Origin of the sequence: Nonomuraea rubra (genome assembly GCF_014207985.1) — a bacterium.
Lineage (GTDB): Bacteria > Actinomycetota > Actinomycetes > Streptosporangiales > Streptosporangiaceae > Nonomuraea > Nonomuraea rubra.
This window is the reverse complement of sequence record NZ_JACHMI010000001.1, coordinates 1,912,576-1,928,081: the sequence shown is the minus strand read 5'-3', so window position 1 is coordinate 1,928,081 and position 15,506 is coordinate 1,912,576. Positions and strand designations below refer to the sequence as shown.

The 15,506-nt window shown below is 67.6% G+C and carries 16 protein-coding genes; 10 read left to right on the top strand and 6 right to left on the bottom strand.

The genetic code is table 11. From position 1 onward, the window contains the following. The first annotated feature begins 17 nt into the window (after nucleotides 1–17). Nucleotides 18–215 carry a hypothetical protein gene (locus tag HD593_RS08990; RefSeq protein ID WP_185101728.1) on the top strand — a complete coding sequence of 66 codons (198 nt, stop codon included), beginning with the start codon at nucleotides 18–20 and terminating at the stop codon, nucleotides 213–215. Between the two features lie 103 nt (nucleotides 216–318). Next, on the top strand, nucleotides 319–765 hold the full coding sequence (locus HD593_RS08985; protein WP_185101727.1) for a hypothetical protein: 447 nt from the start codon (nucleotides 319–321) through the stop codon (nucleotides 763–765). Nucleotides 766–793: 28 nt separating this feature from the next. Here the strand turns inward: HD593_RS08985 and HD593_RS08980 are convergent, their stop codons facing one another. After that, nucleotides 794–988, bottom strand: coding sequence for a hypothetical protein (locus HD593_RS08980; RefSeq protein ID WP_221524668.1), 195 nt, complete (start codon nucleotides 986–988; stop codon nucleotides 794–796). A 282-nt stretch (nucleotides 989–1,270) separates the two neighbouring features. On the opposite strand from HD593_RS08980, the gene HD593_RS64255 reads away from it, so the two are divergent. From HD593_RS64255 to HD593_RS08960, 4 genes are all read left to right on the top strand, one after another. Continuing rightward, nucleotides 1,271–1,960: an NPCBM/NEW2 domain-containing protein gene (locus tag HD593_RS64255; RefSeq protein ID WP_185101726.1), complete on the top strand. Its 690-nt coding sequence runs from the start codon at nucleotides 1,271–1,273 to the stop codon at nucleotides 1,958–1,960. After that, a complete protein-coding gene (locus tag HD593_RS08970) occupies nucleotides 1,957–2,334 on the top strand; it encodes a site-specific integrase (RefSeq protein WP_185101725.1) in 378 nt (125 codons plus the stop codon). Before HD593_RS64255 ends, HD593_RS08970 begins: the two co-directional genes overlap by 4 nt. Before the next feature lie 203 nt (nucleotides 2,335–2,537). Beyond that, nucleotides 2,538–3,134, top strand: coding sequence for a DUF6230 family protein (locus tag HD593_RS08965; protein WP_185101724.1), 597 nt, complete (start codon nucleotides 2,538–2,540; stop codon nucleotides 3,132–3,134). 68 nt (nucleotides 3,135–3,202) lie between these two features. Next, on the top strand, nucleotides 3,203–3,751 hold the full coding sequence (locus tag HD593_RS08960) for a DUF6114 domain-containing protein (RefSeq protein WP_185101723.1): 549 nt from the start codon (nucleotides 3,203–3,205) through the stop codon (nucleotides 3,749–3,751). A 224-nt stretch (nucleotides 3,752–3,975) separates the two neighbouring features. Here the strand turns inward: HD593_RS08960 and HD593_RS08955 are convergent, their stop codons facing one another. The 4 genes from HD593_RS08955 to HD593_RS08940 form a co-directional block, all read right to left on the bottom strand. Next, nucleotides 3,976–4,338 carry a TetR/AcrR family transcriptional regulator gene (locus tag HD593_RS08955; RefSeq protein ID WP_246546406.1) on the bottom strand — a complete coding sequence of 121 codons (363 nt, stop codon included), beginning with the start codon at nucleotides 4,336–4,338 and terminating at the stop codon, nucleotides 3,976–3,978. Between the two features lie 135 nt (nucleotides 4,339–4,473). Further along, a complete protein-coding gene (locus tag HD593_RS08950) occupies nucleotides 4,474–4,623 on the bottom strand; it encodes a hypothetical protein (protein ID WP_185101721.1) in 150 nt (49 codons plus the stop codon). A 168-nt stretch (nucleotides 4,624–4,791) separates the two neighbouring features. Continuing rightward, a complete protein-coding gene (locus HD593_RS08945; protein ID WP_312903404.1) occupies nucleotides 4,792–7,008 on the bottom strand; it encodes an arylsulfatase in 2,217 nt (738 codons plus the stop codon). Between the two features lie 913 nt (nucleotides 7,009–7,921). Further along, nucleotides 7,922–8,767, bottom strand: a complete 846-nt coding sequence (locus HD593_RS08940; protein WP_185101719.1) for a helix-turn-helix transcriptional regulator — start codon at nucleotides 8,765–8,767, stop codon at nucleotides 7,922–7,924. Between the two features lie 88 nt (nucleotides 8,768–8,855). On the opposite strand from HD593_RS08940, the gene HD593_RS08935 reads away from it, so the two are divergent. The 4 genes from HD593_RS08935 (at nucleotide 8,856) to HD593_RS08920 (ending at nucleotide 14,643) form a co-directional block, all read left to right on the top strand. After that, nucleotides 8,856–9,629 (top strand): SDR family NAD(P)-dependent oxidoreductase, encoded by a 774-nt coding sequence (locus HD593_RS08935; RefSeq protein WP_185101718.1) that lies wholly within the window; start codon nucleotides 8,856–8,858, stop codon nucleotides 9,627–9,629. Between the two features lie 31 nt (nucleotides 9,630–9,660). Next, nucleotides 9,661–11,874, top strand: a complete 2,214-nt coding sequence (locus tag HD593_RS08930) for an MMPL family transporter (RefSeq protein WP_185101717.1) — start codon at nucleotides 9,661–9,663, stop codon at nucleotides 11,872–11,874. Between the two features lie 250 nt (nucleotides 11,875–12,124). Then, complete coding sequence (locus HD593_RS08925; RefSeq protein ID WP_185101716.1) at nucleotides 12,125–12,640, top strand: nuclear transport factor 2 family protein; 516 nt, start codon at nucleotides 12,125–12,127, stop codon at nucleotides 12,638–12,640. Between the two features lie 1,055 nt (nucleotides 12,641–13,695). Next, nucleotides 13,696–14,643 (top strand): helix-turn-helix domain-containing protein, encoded by a 948-nt coding sequence (locus HD593_RS08920; RefSeq protein WP_185101715.1) that lies wholly within the window; start codon nucleotides 13,696–13,698, stop codon nucleotides 14,641–14,643. 140 nt (nucleotides 14,644–14,783) lie between these two features. Here HD593_RS08920 and HD593_RS08915 read toward each other — a convergent pair whose 3' ends face one another. Beyond that, on the bottom strand, nucleotides 14,784–15,281 hold the full coding sequence (locus HD593_RS08915) for a group II intron maturase-specific domain-containing protein (protein WP_246546401.1): 498 nt from the start codon (nucleotides 15,279–15,281) through the stop codon (nucleotides 14,784–14,786). Between the last annotated feature and the right edge of the window lie 225 nt (nucleotides 15,282–15,506).

The window sequence follows — 15,506 nt, the reverse complement described above, 5'->3', positions numbered from 1 at the left end:
GGACTCGCGATCATGCTGTGATCAGCATCCTCCCGACTGAGGATGAAAAGAGCTCAGTCTATAATTTCGCCCAGGGTGGCGTGATCGCCAAGGGGATTACCAGCGGCGCCAACGCGGTGAAGTACACGCCGAGCGCCGACAAGCCGTGCGTCCACACCTACACAGACATCGCGGGCGCTGTCCGTGCTTCCGGATACGAGATAAGAAAGCACTAGGCGAATGGACAGCAGCAGGACGGGAACGCGACGGGTGCTCGTGGCAGCGGCTCTGGTCCTGCTGCTCCTGTCCGCATGCACCAAGTACCGAGCACCCGATTCCATGGCAGCGATTCACCGCGTTGAAGCATCTCCCGGATCCAGGACGCTGGTAGTGACAGTCTTCGGCGATGCCACGCAGGATGGAAAGCTCTGCACCGCCGTGGCCTCCGCGAAAGCTGACGAGGCACCGAACCGGGTCGACGTGAAGATCGTACTGCGTGATGTGTGCCCCGTGACACTTCCCATCTGGGAGGCGAACCGTCGCGGCTTCGGTTCGACCGCTCTTCAAGAAGTAGAGGTCGTCCTCCAGCATCCCCTGGGAGGTCGTGAGGTGTTCGACGCTCAGGGGAGCAGAATCTTCAACGTCGTCCGCGGCAAGGGTGTGGGTGCCAAATATTGTGTCTCTTCATGCGACCTGGGCGTATTCGTGGAGGAGGCCGCCGAGTCGGTCTCGTCGGGTGACCTTGATGTCGGCGTTGACTGGATCGGGTGGCGCCCACTCACGTAATTGACCAGGTCCCGGTCTGATTTCTGTTCTATCCCGTGTTCGTCTTGCTGGGGGTCACGGCGCGCCCAGGACGTTGGTTCGGGCGGTAGCTTGGCCCGTTCATGAAGACCTGGTGGCTGTTGTTGATCAACCTGTCCAGGAGCGACTCGGCGACGACGGGCTTGAGAAACAGCAGATACCAGTCCATCGGCACGCTACCGCGGACACCAAGGATGAACGCCATCTGACCTGCGTGCTCTTGGACTATCTGATCCACTACAACGGGCACCGTCCACGCCGGCCCCCGAAACAACGTCCCCGGACATCGCAACGCGACATGCCTGCGACCTCAACGACCTACGGTCCATCCACCGAAAATCCGCCGCCACAGACATGATCAACAAATACCACAACTCCGCCTTCGACCATCAATGGGACGTTCCGTATACAACTTCACAAATACCCATATCGGGCACATGATGTGAATTGAGCCATACTCCCCACATCGACAAGCTAACATGCGCACGTGAGCCGCACCCCTGCCACCCCTTCGGAGAAGGGGCAGAACTCAACCAAGATCGCTTGGATCGGACTTGCGGGAGCCCTTTTGGCTGCCCTATTAACTGCTGCCGCGACAATATTGTCGTCACAGATTCAGGCGGGAGCGGCAAAGCCAAGCGAACCGGAAAACCAGTCACCCAACGCGACCGGCGCTCACAACTCCCCCCTCCAGAGTTCGCCATTACCAAACCCTTCACAACCGGATACTTCGGTCGACAAGTCACCAGAATCCAGCGATCCACGGTCTACGATGATCAAGGATCTAGTCCCCATCGAGCAGGACATATGGGACACCCCGTGGGAGATAGTAGAGGCGCAAATAGACGGAGAGGTCTACCCTGACACCCTATGGGCAACAAACTGCTCCATAATTCAAACTGGCCGACAAGTTTATGTCATCGGCAAGGATTACACGAGATTCAAGTCGATAGCCGGCGTCGGCGACTTTTCGAAAAGAGCTTCGCCGGTATATTTCAGCATCATTGGCGATGGAGAAACTATCTACAAACGTAAGGTCCGCCCCGGAACTCCAGCATCAATCAACATACCTGTTTCTGGCGTCATCCAGCTCACATTGAAAATCGAAATAGACGATTATAATTCAGACTGCGACAAGACGCTTGCGCTGTGGGCCAAGGCGCGCCTAGAGCGATGACCTGGCGGCGACCCACCAAGCGCGTCGAGCCACTGCCCCTGCCCGCTCCCACGGTCCCCGCGCTGAACGCCTGCCGGGTACGCACCATGAAGAACGTACTGGATCGGCTGGAGCCTTCCACCAACTCACCTGCCGACGTCACCGCAGTACCGGCCGGTAGCAGTGCCGCAACGCACCGCCACGCCCGGCTGCTGCGTGATCGCGCCATCGTACACACCGTGCTGGACACCAGGTTGCGCCGCGCCGAGATCGCCGTCCTGGACCTGGCCCGGCACATGGCCCCGGAACGTGTGCGTCGGCAGTCTGGGCGGACGGCGCTGGGCGAAACCCGGCCGAGCGGGCCGCCCAGCGCTGCCGGCCGGCCTGCTCGCTGAGCGCCTTCCGATCGATCGGTGCACGGGATCTGCCGTTCTGGTTTTCGGCAAGATTGCCCAGCTACAGGCCATGAGCACTGCAGTGTCCGGCGTGTTTGTCGGCGAATGCTGCGGTTGCGCCTCATGCTCGGCAAGAGATCGGACTGTGACTGTCTGGAGCAGATTGCTGGCTCGTCCGGGGCCGAACATGAGGGGAGCGTCTGATGGCCGAGCGGGGACGTGTGCGGTGGAAGCGCTTCGGTCTGATCCTCGCTCCGGTGGCGGCGATGACGTCGCTGCTGGTGGGGGCCACGACTCAGGGGGTCATCGGCGCCACGTTCGTGGTGTCCGGCAGCGCCTTCAAATTGTTCGCCGGTGAACTGCGTGGCCAGGGCTTCACTCTGGCCACGAACGTGGACGAGACGAAGAAGGGGCGGCTGATCCCGGTCATCGTGGCCGGCGTGCGGCGGGCCGCGGTCACCGGGCTGTGTTCGAGCGCGCTGGTGAAGACGCCCGTGGGCACGGTGACACTGCGGCTCACCGGCGGCCAGGGCGGCAACGAGGTGGACATCGACGACCTGGTGATCGATGTGGTGGCCGGGCAGACGGCCGCCTCTATCCGTGACCTCGAACTGGGCCGGGACGCCAGCACCCTGGACGAGGTTCCCGCAGGCAGGGGGCCGGCCGGCACCTTCGGCGGCCAGGCCCGAGTGGTGACGCTGCGCAACGTCAGGCTGGGCGCCCGGGCCGTCACGGCGGCGACGTTCAGCCTGCCCGACCTCGGTCTCAAGATCTCGCGGGGCGCGCACGAGTGCTGGTGAGGCGGGGACTTGCCCCGTCCGCTCCGATGGCGGGGCGGGCTCGGCGTGGAATGGAAGGGTGGACGATCATGAAGTCGTGGCGGCGTTCCCGGCCGTTCTGGGGTGGGTTGTTCATCGTGGTGGCCGGGCTGGAGCTGCTGTCCATTCCGCTCGCCCTTGATGCGCTGCCGGTGGCCGTGGTGTTCGGCGCTGTGGGAGCCAGCTATCTGATTGCGCTGGTGATGGTGATCGCGGGCGTGCTGGTCTGGTTGCAGCCCGGTCAGCGGGTGTTCCTCGGCCTGATCGCGGTGTTGCTGTCGCTGGCGTCGTTCGTCTACTCCAACCTGGGCGGTTTTCTGCTCGGCATGATCCTGGGCCTGCTGGGTGGCATGCTGGCGGTGGCCTGGACCCCTGACAGCCGAGCCGGTGACGGCTTCGACATCGTCAACGTCCGCGGCGCCGTCATCGATGCGCGAGCCTGCATGTCCCGCGTGAGCGGGCGGGGCTGGGCGGCGCTCGCGGCTCTGGCACATCGCTGCCGGCGGAGCAGCTCCAGGAGGAATCAGGGTCGCGCCGAGATCGGCCCCTCTTCGGTGGACACGGGACGCGTCGCCAAGCAGCGAGAGGCGGCAGGCTGACGGCCTCCCGGTTGTCGCCGGGACCTGGGCGGCATGCTCCCTCCTCCTGCCCATGGCGCATAGCCGGTTGCGTAGCCACGGTCAACTACTGGGCAGGAACAGCCGGTCGACGAGCAGGTGCAGGTGTGTGCGGAACTGACGGCGGGCACCGGCATCGCGTGGCTCTGTGAGCCGGCCGCCCGGCGTGGGCGTGCTGCCCAGGGCGAAGCCGCGGATGCACCAGATCAGGGTCCACAGCGCCCCGTCGAGATCGACGCCGGGGGCGAGAAGATCCTGTAGCTCGTCGGCCAGGCGGTCGAGCACGGGTTGGAGATAGCGGGCCTCCACTCCCGTGATGTCGGCGGCATCCCCAGCCAGCGGTGGATCCACAGTTCGGGCACCTCGGGATGGGTCATGCAGAAGTCCAGGTGGTGGTCAGCGAGCCGGCGCACACCCGCCTGGTCGTGGGTGAACGCGGCGAAGGCCGCATCCTGGCTGGCCTTCAGGGTCAGGTAGGCCTGCTCCATCACTTTGAGATAGAGGTCGCTCTTGTCGCCCACGAGCTCGGTGATGGTGTCGCCGTTGAGCCCGGTCGCGTCGGCGATCATGTGAGATGGAGTCGCGTCGTAGCCGAGGGACGCAAACAGCCGGGTGGCCGTCTCGATGATGCGCTTCTGCGTCTGCGGCGGAGAGGTGTGGGTGTGCCTGTTCTCTGACATGGTTCGCGCCCGACCGGGGTCCGTTTATGAGCCTGCCTGGGCGGCTTGTGCTGTGGCTCGTACGGCGGCCTCCTCCAGCGTGATGAGGTTCTCCTGCCGTATCTGGGCCAGGCGGTGGTGCACGGTGAGAGCTGTGCCGGTGCCGCGGGTGGGCGTTGGCGATGAGGTGCTCATGGACGATGTCTCCTTGCAGGGTGGTCAGGGTGTGACCGAAGCCCGGTGTGGGCTTCGGCAGGACGGTGGTCAGCCGTTGCAGGACGGTCGGGTGGCCGTGGTGGTCGAGCCTCGGGCGGAGGGCCGGTGTTCGCGGGTGCGGGTCTGGCCGGGCCTGCCGCAGGCTGATCAGTCGCGGGCGAGCATGGCCAGGCCTTCGAGGTCGTGGTCGACGTAGTGCTCTCCGCTGACGTTGACGGTCACCTTGTTGATGGTGCCGCCGGTGAACGGGAACGGTGCGCTGTAGTCGCTGCTGACCGGGTCGGCGGAGTCGCGTCCCACGCACAGACCCTCGCCCGCGAGGGCGAACTTGCCGGGCTGGGTACGCATCGGACCTTCCGCGACCACCTGGTCCCCGACGAACAGGCGCAGCCTGCCACGCGCCACCCCTTCCGGCTCTTCGCCTTCCTTGGCGAATTCCACGCCGAGGGAGAGAGCGCCCGCGGCAAGCGGCCGGTCGGAGACGAAGACCTGCTCCTCGGCGCCAAGAAAGTTGTAGCAATAGCGAAGTGCGCCGTCCTTGACGAACAAGGTGTGTCCGCCGAATCTGGACCCCTGCGCGAAGATCACGCCGTCAGGGGAGTGGGCGTCCAGCTTGGCGGTGATGGAGTAGGAGCGGTTGCGGATGTTGACGGCCACGCCTTCGGGCACGTCGGAGGTGCCCGGGTAGTAGACGTAGACGTCGCGCGGTTTGGCGGGCAGCGGTCGCGGCAGGGCGAGCTGTTCGCGCGAGGTGCGGTCGTCCAGCGGGAAGACGCCGTTGGCGCCGGCTTCGGCGAACCAGATGCCGACCAGCTGGCGCACCTTGTCCGGGTGTTCGGCCGCCAGGTCGCGGGTTTCGGCGCGGTCCTCGGCCACGTGGTAGAGCTCCCAGGAGTCGGCCATGAAGTCGCCCTTGCCGCTGAGCGCTCCGTGGCGGGCCACGACCTTCCACCCGTCGTGGTAGAGGGCGCGGGTGCCGAGCATCGCGTAGTACTGGGTGGTGCGCCGGCTCGGGGCGTGTGACGAGGTGAAGGTGTAGGCCATGGACGTGCCGTGCATCGGCGACTGGGTGTGCCCCTTGATCTGCCCGGGCGGCTCGACGCCCACGAGGTCGAGCACGGTGGGCACGATGTCGATCGCGTGGTGGTACTGGTCGCGTACCTGGCCGCCGACGTCCTTCATCCGGGCGGGCCAGCTGATGATCAGCGGGTCGGCGATGCCGCCTTCGAGGGTGTAGCGCTTGAACATCTTGTACGGCGTGTTGAACGCCCAGGCCCAGCCGGTCGGGTAGTGGTTGTAGGTGTCCGGCCCGCCGAGCTGGTCCAGCTTGGCCAGGTTTTCGGCGGGGTCCTCCGGCCAGCCGTTGAAGAACTTGTTCTCGTTGACCGAGCCGTCCGGCGAGCCTTCGCCGCTGGCGCCGTTGTCGGAGACGACGACCACGATGGTGTTGTCGAGCTGCCCGGACTCTTCCAGGTAGTCCAGGAGGCGGCCGATCTGGTGGTCGGTGTAGGCGCAGAAGCCGGCGAACACCTCGGCCATCCGGCAGAACAGGCGGCGCTCGTCCTCGGTGAGCGAGTCCCACGGCTTGACCTGGTCGCCGGGGGCGATGACGTCGGCCGGCCAGGGGTTGATCGGCGAGAGCCGGGTGCCGTCCGGTACGAGCCCCCGCTCTTTCATGCGGTCGAGCACGATCTCGCGGTAGCGCTCGTAGCCCATGTCGAAGGCGCCCTGGTACTGGTCGATCCATTCCTTGGGCGCGTGGTGCGGGGCGTGGTTGGCGCCGGGCGCGAAGTAGCAGAACCACGGCTTGTCCGGGTCTACCTGGCGGATGTCACGGATGAACTCGATCGCGCGGTCGGCCAGGTCCTTGGACAGGTGGTAGCCCTGCTGCGGGGTGTACGGCTGCTCGATGAAGTGCTGGTCGTAGGTGAGGTCGGGGAACCACTGGTTGGTCTCGCCGCCCAGGAAGCCGTAGTAGCGCTCGAAGCCGCGGCTGGTCGGCCAGGTCCTGCGCGAGCCGGCCATGCTGGACTCGGTCTCCGGGGTGAGATGCCACTTGCCGATGCACAGGGTGGAGTAGCCGTGTTCGAGGAGGATCTCGGCGAGGGTGCCGTTCTCCGGCGGGATGACCGCGCTGAGGCCGGGAAAGCCGTTGGCTCCCTCCACGATGCAGGCCATGCCGTTGCTGTGGGCGTTGCGGCCGGTCAGCAGGCTGGACCGGGTCGGTGAGCAGAGGGCGGTGGTGTGCCAGTTGGTGAAGCGCAGGCCGGAGTTGGCCAGCCGGGTCATGTTCGGCGTCTGCACCAGGCCGCCGAAGGTGTCCCAGGTCGCGATGCCGGTGTCGTCCCAGACAAGGTAGAGCACATTGGGTGAGCCTTCGGGCGCCCGTGGGGGCAGGAAAGGCTCCCAGTCCGGAACGGAGTCGCGAACGTCGAGATTGATCACACCGTTGAATGTCCGGGTCACGTGTTCCTCCGCATCGCCGCCTGATGGCTCGCCTTCCCGCGGGCCGTTCGAGCCGAACGCGGCGTCCGCTCAACGGATGGTCAAGGCAGGAGCGCCCGAACCGGAGTGCGGGTGCGGGCGAGCGCCCTACGCGCAGCACGTCAGCGTTGGCGAAGTTGACGTCGTCGATGCCGGCCCATTTGAGGTGCTGGAAGCGGTGGCCCTCGTTGAGGGCGGGCACGTACGTGTGCGTCGATGCGGTAGTCGGCGTTGGAGCGGCAGTTGGACGGAGACGGTCCGGGCTGAGGCGAGGTCGAGCGGGAGGCCGATGAGGATGAGCGGGGCGACGCCGGAGCTCATCTTCAGGGTCCGATGCAGAGGGTGCTTCAAGGCCGTAGAAGAGCTTGATGGAGTGCTGGACGGCATGGAAGCCCCATGGGCACCGATCTCGTGGCTGGCATTATCGGTCAGGGTGATGCGGAGATCGGCGATCAGGATGGCGGCCAGGACCTGCAGCGCGAAGGCCGTGCCGCAGCCACAGGTCGGTGACGGTGATGGTGGCCAGCAGCGGGATGGCGGTGCCGTTGACACCGAGCAGCATGTACGGCATGCAGCCAGGGCGGATCACTGGTGGGATCAGGAAGCGGTACATGCCATCCAGCGTCGCGGCGGTCGGACGCCGAGGGCGTGGACGGATCCTCAGGCATCACCCATGTCATTGACCGCCTTCCAAAGGCGCCGGCACAGGTCGGCAGCTGCGCGCCCCTGACGCCCGCGACAAGGGAACCTGGACGAGGACGACTCCTGGTGAACGTCGTCCCGGTCGGCTGGTTCAGCCTGGCGTGTCCATGCGCTGGGTGCCGATCACGGAGACCAGCCGTAGCGCCTCCTCGGCGGGAGAGCCCGGGTCGGCGGTGTAGATGACTACTTGCTGGTCGCGGTCGGCGATTTCGAGTGCGTGGCAGTTCAGGGGGATGGGGCCGACGAGCCGATGGTGCAGGGTCTTGCGCAGGCTCGGCCCTGGCGACACGTCGTGCGAGGCCCATAGGCGGGCGAACTGCGCGCTTCCCTCCTGGAGCTCGGACACCAGTTCCGCTACTTCCGGGGAGTCCGGGTAACGGGCGGCGGCGGCCCGCAGCCGCCGGGCCGCCTCGTGGGCGAACGCGGCCCGGTCCGCCTCGGCCAGGACGGGCGGCCGGGGCCCGTTCAGGAAGGCGTACCGGACCAGGTTGCGGTCGCGCGGGGCCAGCGCGGAGAAGTCGGTCATCAGGGCGGCCGCCAGGTCGTTCCAGGCGATCACCTCGTAGGTCGCCGACAGCACGGTCACGGCGGCCTGCGGCAGCCGGTCCAGCAGGTCGAGGACGTTGCGGTGCACCTCGCGGCACGGGCCGGGCGGCGGGCCCGGCGGCGCGCCTGCCAGGTGGTGCAGGTGGACGCGTTCGGCGTCCGACAGGCGCAGCGCCCTGGTCAGGGCGGCCAGCACCTCGCGCGACGGGCGCGGGGCACGGCCCTGTTCCAGGCGCGTGTAGTACTCCGTCGAGATGTACGCCAGCTGGGCCACCTCCTCGCGGCGCAGCCCGGGAGTGCGGCGCCGCCGTCCGGCCGGCAGGCCCACGTCGGCGCTGGAGATCCGCTCACGCCTGCTGCGCAGGAAGGCGGCCAGTTCCTGTCTGTCCACGCCTCCACTATGCGTGCCAGGCGCGGTGCTCAGCCAGGTACAGCCGATGCCTGGCTGAGCACCGCCGCCGCGGACCAGCCTGATTGCCATGACTGATGACACGAACACGGGCCTGCTGGCCGGCAAGGTCGCCTTCGTCACCGGCGCCGGGAGCGGCATCGGCGCCGCCGCGGCACGGCTGTTCGCCCGGGAGGGCGCCACGGTGCTGCTCGCCGCCCGGACCGAGAGCCGGCTCAAGGCCGTGACCGAGGAGATCCGCGCGGCGGGCGGCACCGCCGACCACGTCGTGTGCGACCTGGCCGACCCGGCCGGCGTCCGCGCCGCCGTGGCGCGGGCCGTGGACCTGTACGGCCGGCTCGACGTCGCCTTCAACAACGGCGCGACGGCGGTGCCCCCGGCCCCGATGGACCAGATGCCGGAGGCCGACTTCGACCTGATGTACACCGTGAACTTCAAGGGCCAGTGGGTCGCCATCTCCGCGGAGGTGGCCGCGATCAGGGCCACCGCCGGGACCGGGGCGATCGTCAACACCTCCACCGTCGGCAGCTGGGGGCCGAACCCGCTGCTGCCCGCCTACGGCGCGATGAAGCGGGCGCTCAACAGCCTCACCGAGTCGGCCGCCGCCACGTACGGACCGGAAGGCATCCGGGTCAACGGCATCGCCCCCGGCACCACGCTGACCGCGATGGTCGACGCCTGGGAGGCCGTCTCGCCCGGCATCGTCGAGCAGCTCACCGCGCGCGCCTCGCTGCGGCGCGCGGCCGCGCCGGAGGAGGTGGCCGAGGCCGCCGCCTGGCTGCTCAGCGACCGCGCCTCGTACGTGACCGGCGCGGTGCTGCGGGTGGACGGCGGCCTGAATTGAGCAGGTTTGAGATCGTTCGGGGGGAGTTGCTATGTTCTCGTGGCTAGGGCATCTCGCCTTCGTGCGCAGACGCGCCTTGCTGATCGCGGCCGCCTTGTTCGTGGTGCTCGCCGGCGTCTGGGGCAGCGGGGTCTTCGGCGCCTTGAGCACCGGCGGGCTGGAGTCCCCCAGCGCGGAGTCCTACCGGGCCACCGAGCTGCTGGAGAGCCACTTCGGGCACCGGCCGGCGCAGGCGGACGCGGTGGCGATCTACAGTGACCCCACCGGCAGGCTGTCGGCGGACGATCCCGCCTTCGAGCAGGCGGTGACGGCGGCGCTCCGCAGCCTGCCGCAGTCCGAGGTGGCCTCCTGGACCAGCTACTGGAGCCCCAGGCTGACCGAGGAGCAGCGCGCGGGCTACGTCTCCAAGGACGGGCGCGCCACGCTGGCGACGATCGTCCTGCGCGGCGCGGACGACCAGGAGCGCCTGGCCTCCTACGGCGAGATCGAGCAGCGCGTGCGCGCCGAGGGACTGCAGACCCACATCGCCGGCGGCTCCACCAGCGTGTTCCACCTCCAGCGGCTCGCCACCGAGAACCTGGCCACCGCCAACATGATCTCGCTGCCGATCCTGCTGATCCTGCTGCTGGTGATCTTCCGGGGCGTGGTGGCCGCCGCCATCCCGCTCGCCCTGGGCATCGTGGCCATCCTCGGCTCGCTGGTGATGCTGCGCGCCCTGACCTACGTCACCAACATCTCGATCTTCGCCATGGAGATCGCCATGCTGCTCGGTCTCGGCCTCGCGATCGACTACGGGCTCTTCATGGTCAGCCGGTTCCGCGAGGAGCTCACGCGTACCGCCGGTGACGTGCGGCAGTCGCTGGTGGCGACGATGAACACCGCCGGGCACACGGTCGCCTTCTCCGGGCTCACCGTCGTCATCGGGCTGTGCGGGCTGATGTTCTTCCCGCAGCCGATCTCCCGCGCGTTCGGCTTCGGCGGCATCGCGGTCGTCCTGTTCGACCTGCTCGCCGCGTTGGTCGTGCTGCCCGCCGTGCTGGCGGTGCTCGGCCCCCGGATCAACGCGCTGAGCCTGCCCTGGCCACGCCGCCGGCCCGGTGCCGCCACCCGGGAGGAGCGGACGTGGCGGTGGCTGGCCACGTCCGTCACCCGCCGGCCGCTGCCGTGGCTGACCGGTGGTCTGCTGGTGCTGCTGGTCGCCGCCGCCCCGCTGTTCTCGCTGCAGCAGGGCCTGACCAACCACCGCTACCTGCCCGCCGACAACGAGGGCCAGGTGGTCCCCGCGATGCTGCGGGAGGACTTCCCCCAGAACGGCCCGGCCGCCACGCGGATGGACATCGCCGTCGCCGGCTCCGTGGACCGAACCGCCCTCGACGGCTACCTGAGCTCCGTCCAGAACCTCCCGAGCGCCGGCACAGCCGGCGTGCATCTCACCGACCCCGAGCTGACCTGGGCCACCGTCACCTACCAGGGCGAGGCCGACGATCCGGCGAACCTGGACCTGGTCCGGCAGATCAGGGCGCTGGAGCCCCCGGCCGGCGCCACCGAGGTCCTCATCGGCGGCCCCGGCGGACCGGCGGTCAGCCTGGACAACAGCGACGCGACGACCGGGGCGCTGCCGTGGGCCCTGGCCTTCATCGGCCTGTCGACCCTGGTCCTGCTCTTCTTCGCGTTCCGATCCGTGCTTGTCCCCATCAAGGCCGTCGCCGTCGCCTTCCTCTCCTTGGCGGCCTCCTGCGGCATCATCGTCTGGGGGTTCCAGGAGGGCGGCCTGGCCGGGCTGATGGACTTCTCCGTGGTCGGCACCACCGACGTGTGGGCACTGGGACTCATCATCACGATCGCCTTCGGCCTGGTGACCGACTATGAGATGTTCCTGGTGAGCCGCATCAACGAGGAGTACCTGGCCACCGGTGACAACCGGCGCGCGATCATCACGGGCCTGCGCAGCACCGGCTCCCTCATCACCCGGGCCGGGCTGCTGATGGTCATCGTCCTGGCCACGATGGGCTTCACCGCCACCTCGCTGTTCCTGATCACCATCGGGGTCGGCCTCACCCTCTCTGTAGTGATCGACGCCACCCTGGTCCGCTCGATCGTCGTGCCCGCCGCGATGCAACTGCTCGGCGGCGCCAACTGGTGGCCCTCCCGGCCACGACGACCGAGCCACCGCCCCGACATCCCCGACCAGGCGCGGCCCGACCCGTGGACGGAGGTCACCAGCGGACCGGCCAGCCACGCCTGATCGACCGGGCCGTGGCAGCACGCCACGGCTCCCAACGCGCCGGGAACGGCGTGGCACGAGACGCCGCAGCAGAGCGGGCAGTAGCTGGCAGCTTGGCCCAGGGCGAACGCGGGCCACCGCTTCACAGGCGCTGACCTACCGCCTACACCAGCCCTCATCCGCATGCTGACGGATCTCTCGCACCTGGCCTCGTTCACGGGAGCCTCTCCCTACCGGCTCTGACCGGCATCATTTAGCGAAAGGCAGCTACATGCGCAAGCACGCGTTCCTCTCCACCGTCACGGGCGCTCTGGCGCTGAGCATCGCGGCGACGATCGGCCTCACCCCCTCGGCCTCCGCCGATGCGGCACCCGAGCGGCGAACCGCAGAGCAGACCCGTGCACTCCTGGCCGCGTTCGAACGCAAGGACCTGAAGGCCATCAGCGCAAGGATCGATGAGAAGGCCACGTTCACGATCCCGCTGTCGTTCTCCGGCGGACCAGAACCCGCAGACCATTTCGTGGGCAAGAAGCAGATTCTCGGCTACGTCACCAATGTGCTCACGAACTTCCAGAAGATCCGGTTCACCGATATGCGCATCAGCGTGACCGAGCACGGAAACACCTCTTTCGTGCAGGCCAACGGCGACTTCACCACGGCCGACAACCGTTCGTACCGCAACGTGTACGTCTACCGGTTCGACTGGAAGAACGGCCGCATGGTGCACACCGACGAGTACGCCAACCCCGTCACACTCTGCAACACCTTCACAAACCTGGCCTGCTGAGACAGCGTCCCCAAACGCCAACGGCGTCCCTGGGATGTCCTTGGCGATGTGCTTGAGGTCGGTCAACGGATGAGTGGTCGGCCACCAGCGGCCGAGGACGGTCAGGTCGCGTTGGTGTGGTCGGGCCAGGAGCCGAGACCGGGACCACCGTGCCGGCGGCTGCGTGCAAGGCCGACTGCAGGCATATTCCGTGGCCTGGGCGTGGCACGGCCACGTCGATGAAGGTGTGGGCCAGCGCTCTGGCCGGCGATCTTGCCCCGTGCTCGCGGGTGAACGCCGCAACCCGCGGGCGCGGGCGCTCCGATCACCCGGGCCATCGTCTTGGCAGAGGCCACGGTCACAACGCCTCCGATGAAGATCGCGTCATTCGGGGAACGTGGTGGATCTACACGGTCGCCTGGCAAGCGGTGGCTGTGTAACCCGGCCCTGGGACGGCCGCGAAATCACTGATTGAACGCGGACACCTCGGTGGTGGTTGCCCAGCCCTGGATGCGCCAGCGTGATCTCAACCAGGGAAACCGCGTGGCCGCTGAGGAGCGACGCCCAGGCCATACAGCCCCGGCGAAAGCGCCGACAGTGAGTCGGATGCGGCTCAGACGACGGTGATGTCGTAGCGACGGTCCCCGTACAGATCACTAGAACATGCCGGACGACGATCTGGTGGTTACCAGCACGAAGTACCTCCGGCAACGCCCGGCCCATCACCACCTCTCTACCGGGCATTCCCGAAGCCCTCCGCCCGCCGTCGCGGTCCTCATGGCCCGCCGGAGCAACCCCATGCGCTCACCACGATCAGCGCCACGATGCCAGCCGCAGACGCCGACGACGAAGAAGATCGTCCATGCCCATGACGTAGCACCTGGCCTCCGTGATCGGAAGGGGCAGGGCAGCCTGCCCGGGACGCTCGCAAGACCGGATAAGGCCCGGCGATGTGGCGTCGGGCGGCAACAAACGGCGAAGTCGATCGGCTGTCCCGACGGTCAGGCCGCGACCTCGCTGCCCCGCTAGCGGAACGCAGACGCACGGCGATTTCCGCCTTTTACCTGGAGAGCGATGTGATCGAGAACGACCCGAATGCCACGCTGACCCTGGCGGCGCCATGCTGGGGCCTATCCTGCGGCGCGGACGGGTCCAGTGCCTGCGCGAACCCCCAGGGAGAGGTCTGCGCCGTGGAGCGGGACGTTCTGCTCGGCGCGCTGCGCCTGGGGGTGCGGCGGTTTCCGCCGCTGCGCGTGCGGGCCGCCCTCCGGCCGTCCCAGACGCTCGACCCGGGCGATCATTATCACCTGCTCGTACCCCTACAGGGCAAGATCCGGCTCGTCTGGGACGGCCGACACACTCTCGCGGGGGTGGGCCAGGTCTTCGTCCACGACGTCACCCGCTTGCAGGAGGCGGATTTCGGCGCAGGAGACTCCACCTTCCGAACGGCCACCGTCGCCGTGCCCCGGTCGCTGCTGTCGGTTGACCCCGGCCAGGCGGAGCTGGCCCTCGGCCGCCGTCTGGCCGAGGACGGCGTCGGCGGGCTGCTGGCCGGGTTCGTCGCACACCTGACCGACAGTCTGGACGCGTGCGGGCCGTCCGATGCACCCCGGCTGGGTATGGCGCTACTGGAACTGGTGAACGCGGCATTCGCGCACCTGGGTGGGTCGGCCGCAAGGACGGCGCCCTCACCCAGGCACGCCCTGACCCTGCAGATCCAGGCGTTCATCCAGCGCCATCTCAGCGAAACCGGCCTGAACCCGCGCCAAGTGGCCGCCGCTCACCACATTTCGGTCAGCTACCTGCACCGGCTCTTCCACAAGCAGGGCTACACGGTCTCCGGCTGGATCAGAAGCCAGCGCCTCATACGCACCCGGTGCGACCTGGTCGATCCGGCGCTACGGGACGCGCCCGTCCACGTCATCGCCGCGCGTTGGGGATTCTCCGATCCCGCGGTGTTCAGCCGAGCCTTCCGCGCCGCCTACGGCATCGCGCCCAGCGCTTTCAGGAACGGCCCGCGTTGAGCCGTTTTCAGCCCCCTGCGGTGGGCTGCTGATCACAGCATGATCGCAAGGTCGGCATTCGCCTGATGGCATGGCGGTCGGGTCGCCCGGAGGAGTCTCACCTCCGGGCTCCCACAGATCCCGGTGTGGCGAGTCTCCCGTCACCGGGCTCTTCTCAACCTCACCGTCAGAACTCGGAAACCCACCGCCAGTGTGCGAAGAAGCGCGGGTATTGGCGTGGTGGTTCGGTCCCAGGCCGCGAGGGCCTTCTTGTGGGTCCTCAGCCGCTTGTATTTCTTCCTCATCCAGCGCACCAGGTAGGCGTTGATGCGCCGCCGCAGCGGATGAAGCTCCGACCGGTAGAACCGGCCGTAGTAGTTCATCCAGCCCGACACGATGGGGTTGATCCACCGTGCCAGGTCCCGCTCGGAGGCGGGATACGCGGACCTGCTGGAGTGGATGTGTTCCTTCGGCCGGTTGCATGCGGTGGGGAGGGTACCGACTCCTACAGTGCCGCCCTGGCTCGCCACCTGAGCAGCGCGGAGGTCAAGGTGGTCGAGGTCAATCGCCCGGACCAGCAGCAGCGCAGGGCCAAGGGCCAGTCTAATCCGCTGGACGCCTATCCGTGGCCGAGGCCGTGCTGGCAGACAGGGGCTCATGCTGTCCCGAAGAGCGGAACGGGGTGGGCTAGCCGATCCGGGTGTTGCATCTGGTCCTCACCGGCGCGGTGAAGGCGCGCACCGCCTGCCTCAACGAACTCTAGGCGCTGCTCGTCACTGCCTTGCCCGCGCTCCTCTAGCTGTATTGACCACGAGCGTTGTTAACAGAGGGACTTGATCAAAAGAGAAGCCTCCGATGTGGTGAAGGTGTCGAATCTGCACCGC